Below are 413 nucleotides of genomic sequence, written 5' to 3' on the forward strand. Positions count from 1 at the left end.
GGTGAGGAAACCATAGAAGCCGCCGAACCCGAAAAGCCCAGCGAAAAGAGTAAGAAGCACTTGCCTATTCTTAAAAAGACCCAGTTCCTGCCGGGGGTTGGAGGGTGCTATATCGTCCATGGGGGGCAGCCATATAAACATGGCGGCACATGCTAATGCTCCACAGAGAGCGATAATTCCGAAGGCGTAACGGTAGTTGAGGGACTGCCCCACCCACGTTATCAGCGGCACCATCACCAGGTTGGCAATGGGGACACCCAGGAGAGCATTCGCCACTGTTCGGGCAGTTTTCCCAGGTGGGGCAAGATAGGCACCCACCAAGGCGGTAAGACCATAAATAGCGCCGTGGGGGATACCGGCAATGAATCGCCCTGCTAGCAGCACCCCAAAATTTGGGGCACACAGAGTAAGCA

At 55.4% G+C, this 413-nt stretch carries 1 protein-coding gene; it reads right to left on the bottom strand.

Going from position 1 to position 413, the window contains the following annotated elements; translation table 11 throughout:
- Positions 1-405, bottom strand: a 405-nt coding sequence (locus tag A9K58_RS20260) for an MFS transporter (protein WP_407070838.1), incomplete at its 3' end; no start/stop codon positions are given.
- Between the last annotated feature and the right edge of the window lie 8 nt (positions 406-413).

Origin of the sequence: Stenotrophomonas maltophilia, assembly GCF_001676385.1 — a bacterium.
GTDB classification, from domain to species: domain Bacteria; phylum Pseudomonadota; class Gammaproteobacteria; order Xanthomonadales; family Xanthomonadaceae; genus Stenotrophomonas; species Stenotrophomonas maltophilia_J.